Raw genomic sequence first — 6,000 nt, 5'->3', positions numbered from 1 at the left:
GTGCTTTGGATTTTTGCAAGAGTTATAATAGTTATTAATGAGTTATTCGTAAGAATTTAGTTAACTGCAACAGCGAGGATCTTAGTCAAATAATTATCATTCCACCCGGCTCGAAGTCGCTTATTATTGGTTCCAGTTTTTGAGGCTTTTTCTTGACTCAAAAGATTGAGAGAGATATGTCTAATTATAGCAAAATTTTGCGGAGCATTATCTTTTGTGATCCGACCATCATCTTCACGCAAACCCACATCTAATACCCAAGGTAAAGAATTCTCAATTTCCCAATGGCTGCGGACGGATTTACCAAGTTTTTGAGCATCATTTGGCAAACTACTAATATAATATTGAATCCAACTCAAAAAACATTTTTGAAATTGCTCAGGTGTGAGGCGAGAAAAGAAGGAGCGCAATTGTGTCATGGGTCGGGATACCATTCGGCAATTATCAAATTGTCTTTAACTATTCGTATTTAGAAGAACCCGTAACTTTCGATATTCACCCATGTATCAGCACCGCAAATCACTGCACAAATTGAGAGGGTGATAATATCAATTAATTGATGATGTTTCGTTTGCTAAATTCGGGGATATTCTAAGTCGGAAAAATGGTCGGCAATGGTGATTTGAGGTTTGAGTTTGATAATGGTAAACTCTAATTAAATATTTTTTGGATACTCAATAATTATGCTCCAATATACCACATTCTGTTAATCTAAAATTTAGATGCGTTCGCCCTGGGGTTTATTGTATTTCCATTAACATTTTAAGCTGTCAAATTATTTATAAAACCGATTTCTTTGCTGTAAAGAAATCGGGTTTTTTAGAGTATGATTAACTGCTTGGGCGGCCCAATCAAGCCGGTGGCTGGAGGAAAAATCCTTGGGGCTCAACAGTTGCGGCAAAGAAACCGGATTTTTTGTACGGGAGTGAAAATCCTTGGGGTCTCAACAGTTACGGCAAAGAAGCCCGGCTTTTTGTACAATGACTGAGGCTTTGGGCTATCCGGTGACTGAAAAACCGGGTTTCTTGATGACAAAGAAACCGACTTTCTTGTACAATGATCGACGAGAAACCCCGTTGCTGGAGGTGAAAATCAACAAACCTCTGGGAAATCTCTGCCTCTGTGGTTCATTAAAGGTAACAAATCATGGCTTATTTTTGGTTTAAATCGTTTCATTTTATTGGCATTGTCGTTTGGTTTGCTGGCTTATTTTATTTAGTAAGATTATTCGTCTATCACGCGGAAGCCGAAGAGAAACCAGAACCGGCAAAAACAATTCTTAAAGAACAATATCAAATTATGGAGAAACGTCTTTATAATTTGATTACTACGCCGGGAATGTTTGTGACTGTCCTGATGGCGATCGGGTTAATCTCAACAGAACCCGATGTATTAAAAGACACTTGGTTGCACATTAAGCTAACATTAGTTACTTTGTTAATAGGTTATCATTTCTATTGCGGTTGGCTGCTGAAGAAATTAGCAAAAAATGAATGTGGGTGGACTGGTCAACAATTTAGGGCATTAAATGAAGTGCCAACGGTTTTGTTGGCAATGATAGTATTGCTAGCAGTGTTTAAGCAAAGTTTACCAGTTTCTTCAACTATTGCTACCATTATTGCCATGATTGTATTAATGGTAGTGACCATTAATTTTTATGCCAAGAAGCGCCTCAACGACCAACGCAAAAATCTCCCATCGATCCCCCAACAAGAAGGCTAGTTAAGTCAAACTTATTCCCCATTTCCTAGGAGGAAATGGGGTGAGTGGGTGCTTTAAAACTATCACCACAGAACGCCCCGCATTACTAACCGTTTGCTCCGGCGAGTTAGAGACGGCAGCGAAGTCAAAAATTTAAAGCCAATCAATAGTGCGAGATGTCGCGAACTCGCGAGTGTTGGATAGATCGCGAGTTTGCGACAGTTCGCACGCTCAAAATCAAAACTGAGATGCTCCAGTTGAAAAATGTGGAAAGTCAGCTACAGTAAACTAAAGCCAATAACTCGATATAGCCTTTCTCAAAAAAGTGAGGTAGAGAGCTTGAAAGGCTATATAGCGGTTCTCACAAAAGTGAGGTATGCCCTATGCCCTATGCCCTATCCCGGATAGTACCTTATCTTTCTGAGAAAGGCTATATATGTCTGTCATCAATCATCAACTATCCGAAATTAGCCGCAATTCCCGCAACATTTTTTCTCGCTCGCTCGCAATTCTGATAGCAGTTTCCCAAGTAAAAGTAAAAGACTGAAAAGAATCAGAATCAATCCGATCTTCATCCAAATCCAAAATCACCTGCTTAAAAATATCAAATAACTGCTCTTGCAATAAATCAATTTCATTCACTGTTTTCGCTAGACGAATTTGTTGGATCAAACTTAAAATATCCAGATTGAATTTATCAGCCCGATTTTTTTGTTTCTGCAAAAAGCGCGATCGCAACTGCCAAAGCCAAGAAGCCAAAAGAGTGCCGAGCGACAAAAACAAACCGATAGCATCAGAATTAGCAGCAACAAAATCTGGTTTTTCGCGATCGTAATAAGCCTGAGCGCCCTCATGCACGGGCCAAGCCAAACTCCCGTTTTCTCCCGGCTGATTAATCATTGCCGCCAGGGAATCAGCCGCCACCAAATTGCGGCGGTACTCAAACAAAATGCGCGTAATTTCCCGCACGACTTCAGGATCGACATCCTCCCGGGCCAACAGAGTAGCGTGCACTCCTACAGTCCCCAAATCTGCATCGGGAACAGCCGGAGCGGCCTTGTAAGTACCCTTCGGAATAATATCGGCTTCCAAATAAGGCAACTTAATTTTCATGGCAGATCCTTGGTCAATCTGCACCAATTTCCCCTGCGTATTTTTTAGCAAATCGCTAACCAAATCGCTCCCAGGAGGCAGTACCCTAAAAATAGCATCTACCTCCCCCTTACTAAATAATTTAGTAGCCTCTGTCCAATTAGTTGCAGTATAAATAAAATCTGTTTCTTGCAAGCCATAATGTTCGCTCATCAAGAAAAAAGAACTGTAAGAACCACTTTTTTTGTCCATCAGGGCAATATGTTTTCCTTTCAGATCGCCAACAGTCTGAATGCCAGATATTTCAGTAACAATTAAGTGAAAAACTTCCTTAAATAGCGAAGCAATTACCCTCGCAGAAGGTACAGCCTCTGTATTGTTCTGTACGATCGCTAACTGAGCCTCATTCGCCTCAAGTTTGTTCATATTTTCTTGGGCACCCTGAGTTTCAATAACTTGAATGTGGATGCGCGGATTTTGTTGAATAACCAACTCAGCAATTGCCTGCCCAAAAGGGTAATAATTACCTGCTTTTATACCAGTCGCTAACGTTAATTCATAGATTTGGTCTTTGTCTCGGTGAAGCTTCCAGCCGAAAGACCCAATCAGGACAAAGCTTAGTAGAGCCAAGGTCAGCACAAATTTATTTTGCATTGATGTTGAGTGAGACTCGATCGATAATGGCAAAATTAAAAGTATTGTAGTTTAAAATATAATCCCAATTTCCCATCATCAATTCTAAATTCCCCATGTTACTATCCCTCAGAATAGAAAACTTTGCCCTAATTGACCGCCTGGATCTAGACTTTGGCCCGAGTTTGAACGTATTTACAGGGGAAACCGGCGCAGGAAAATCGATTATCCTAGATGCGATCGATGCAGTTTTGGGCGGGAAAGTCGATCGCCGATCGATTCGCACCGGAGCAACACGGGCAATATTGGAGGCTACCTTTGAATTGGACTCATCCTCCGCAAAATGGCTGGGCGAACAAGAAATCGAACCGATAGACGGAAATTTAGCCGTTTGCAGCCGGGAAATTAACGCCACCAGCGGTGCTCTGCGTAGCCGATCGCGTTTGAACGGAATTCTCGTCAACCGCCAGTTAATGGAGCAACTGCGCGATCGACTCGTCGAAATTACCGCCCAAGGCCAAACCGTCCACCTCGGACAAGAAACCCTCCAGCGAGAATGGCTAGACTTGTACGGCGGCAAAAAACTCACTGAAGCTCGATCGACAATCACCAAAGCCTGGATCGAAGCCAGCACCGCCAAAACAGCCCTCAAGCACAGACGTCAGTCAGAACAGCAGCGCCTGCAAAGACTCGATTTATTGCAATACCAAGTCCGAGAACTCAGCGAAGCCAACATCGAAGACAGCGAGGAACTCGCACACCTAGAACAAGAATCAATCCGCCTCGGCCACATCGTCGAATTGCAGCAGCAAAGTTACAAAGTTCACCAAGCCCTTTACCAAAACGACGGCGACACCGCCTCAGCCGCCGACTTGTTGAGCAAAGCCGAAGTAATTTTAAGCGACATGGCCGTTTACGATGTGCAGTTGCAACCAATCCTAGAAATGGTCAGCGATGCTTTAGCTCAAGCCACAGAAGCCAGCAGGCAAATTAGCAGCTACGGCGAACAATTAGAAGCAGATCCCGAAAGACTCGAAGAAGTAGAAGACAGAATTCGCGAACTCAAACAAATTTGCCGCAAATACGGGCCGCTCTCTGAAGCGATCGCCTACTACCAAGGCATCCAAAACGAACTAAACGAACTTTTAGAAGGAGGCGAGTCAATGGAAGCCTTAGAACTCGCATATCAGATTGCTTTAGACCAATTAAAAGAGGCTTGCAGCCACCTGACAATCCTGCGGTGCGAAGCAGCTCTCAAGCTTGAAACGCATCTTGTCGGGGAACTCAAGCCCTTAGCAATGGAAAAAGTACAATTTCAAGTCGCAATCTCGCCTTGTAGCCCAACCTCCACCGGTGCAGACCAAATCGCCTTTTGTTTCAGCCCCAATCCGGGGGAACCGCTACAACCGTTAGGGGCGATCGCCTCCGGCGGAGAAATGAGCCGCTTTCTACTCGCCATCAAAGCCTGTTTTTCCCAAATCGAAAGCGCCGGAACCCTAATTTTTGACGAAATCGACGCCGGAGTTTCCGGGAGAGTCGCCGGCGCGATCGCCAAAAAACTCCACCAACTCTCCGACAAACACCAAGTTTTGTGCGTCACCCACCAGCCGCTGATCGCCGCGATGGCCGATTGTCATTTTCGCGTCAACAAAATGACGATCGCAGCAGAACAAAATATCGACGAAGCAGCCAACTCCAACTCCCAACCGGGCGAACGTACTGTAGTCAGAGTTGTGGGCCTCAACAGCCAGCAGCGCCGCGAAGAACTCGCCCAACTCGCCAGCGGTCGATCGGCCACAGAGGCGATCGCCTTCGCCGAATCCCTACTTGTCGAAGCCGCCGGATTGCGCCAAATTCAGTCCGCCAAACCCTGAAAGCACACTTGAGCCGATCGGGGGGTCAAAATGCGGAGTTTTTTTCATACCGGAGGTTACACTAAAAATGGCAACCGCAAATTTTACAAGAAAAAGCTGAAAGCCGCGCGACTTTACTTTGTTCCCGGCTCAAAGCTTCTAGCAGCAAAATTGACAGAAATTTTAGGTAAAAACCACAATTGTGTAGAGAAGGGCACACATCACTAGCAACTGCTGGTGTCACAATTGCGGCTATTCCCGCAATGTCCTCCCTTTTTCAGCAATCCCTCGCGCGGAGGGCCTTGATGTTGCAGCAGGCGATCGATCGGATTTGCGATCGGCTGACACAACCTACTTAAACCAGGCACGCACAGTGTCAAAATCACTTAATAAATCATTTAAACAAATTTCGCGTTCTCTCAAACAAAGTAAAGTAATGCCACAGTCTCTTTACCGTCCTACCCGCAGTCCACCAGGAAAGCTCACTCAACTTCTCTTGCTCTGTGCTCGCACTTCTGTAAACTGGGAAATAGTTTTACGCATACTTGAGTATTGCGCCACCCGTGATCCAATCCAGAAACGGATACCCTGCACCCGCAAGGCCCTCGTGGAGAATTCGCAATTTTAGACTTTTGTTAAACCTCTGATGATTCACCTGCTGCAAGTAAATCTCAAATCTAAAACTTGTACACTCGCGAAGCCGAAGTACCTAAAACTTGTA

4 protein-coding genes and 1 pseudogene are annotated in these 6,000 nt (G+C 44.4%); 3 read left to right on the top strand and 2 right to left on the bottom strand.

From position 1 onward, the window contains the following. Positions 1-56: 56 nt before the first annotated feature. Positions 57-640: pseudogene (locus AACV78_RS01210) on the bottom strand (ISAs1 family transposase). 506 nt (positions 641-1,146) lie between these two features. Between AACV78_RS01210 and hemJ the strand changes: the two are divergent. Next, positions 1,147-1,722, top strand: coding sequence for a protoporphyrinogen oxidase HemJ (gene hemJ, locus AACV78_RS01205; RefSeq protein ID WP_194010974.1), 576 nt, complete (start codon positions 1,147-1,149; stop codon positions 1,720-1,722). 81 nt (positions 1,723-1,803) lie between these two features. Continuing rightward, positions 1,804-1,905, top strand: a complete 102-nt coding sequence (locus tag AACV78_RS01200) for a hypothetical protein (protein ID WP_339383412.1) — start codon at positions 1,804-1,806, stop codon at positions 1,903-1,905. A gap of 249 nt (positions 1,906-2,154) precedes the next feature. Here AACV78_RS01200 and AACV78_RS01195 read toward each other — a convergent pair whose 3' ends face one another. After that, complete coding sequence (locus AACV78_RS01195) at positions 2,155-3,447, bottom strand: TAXI family TRAP transporter solute-binding subunit (RefSeq protein ID WP_194010973.1); 1,293 nt, start codon at positions 3,445-3,447, stop codon at positions 2,155-2,157. A 95-nt stretch (positions 3,448-3,542) separates the two neighbouring features. On the opposite strand from AACV78_RS01195, the gene recN reads away from it, so the two are divergent. Continuing rightward, the gene (recN, locus tag AACV78_RS01190) at positions 3,543-5,300 is read left to right on the top strand and encodes a DNA repair protein RecN (protein ID WP_194010972.1); all 1,758 of its coding nucleotides are present in this window, start codon (positions 3,543-3,545) and stop codon (positions 5,298-5,300) included. Positions 5,301-6,000: the final 700 nt, after the last annotated feature.

Origin of the sequence: Tychonema sp. LEGE 07196, assembly GCF_963890365.1 — a bacterium.
Taxonomy (GTDB): Bacteria; Cyanobacteriota; Cyanobacteriia; order Cyanobacteriales; family Microcoleaceae; genus Microcoleus.
The sequence above is the reverse complement of the archived record's forward strand: the minus strand, read 5'-3'. Positions and strand labels throughout refer to the sequence as shown.